Annotated in this window: 1 pseudogene; it reads right to left on the bottom strand. The window is 51.9% G+C overall.

The features are described 5' to 3' along the window. Nucleotides 1-57: 57 nt before the first annotated feature. Nucleotides 58-266 (bottom strand): annotated as a pseudogene (locus tag CWB98_RS23515) (cation:dicarboxylate symporter family transporter); the annotation flags it as partial.

Raw genomic sequence — 266 nt, 5'->3', positions numbered from 1 at the left:
GGTCACATTACAGGCCGTGCCAAAGCTATCTTGAGCCAAATACAATGCGATCATTCATGCAATTGCTGCATCAGTGAACCCACGCATACTGGTTAATAGCCCCAGTGCCGACATAACCGCACCGCCCGGTGCCCCAGGGGCTGCGATCATCACTATACCTAACATTAGTACAAATGGCAGCATTTCCGTCAAGCTTCCTATCGCCATTGTCGGTGATAGTGCCATCACCGCCATGGCACAGGTAACGATGGTAATGGTCGAGCCAG

Origin of the sequence: Pseudoalteromonas rubra, from assembly GCF_005887115.1 — a bacterium.
Taxonomy (GTDB): Bacteria; Pseudomonadota; Gammaproteobacteria; order Enterobacterales; family Alteromonadaceae; genus Pseudoalteromonas; species Pseudoalteromonas rubra_F.
This window is presented reverse-complemented; position numbering and strand designations above follow the sequence as displayed.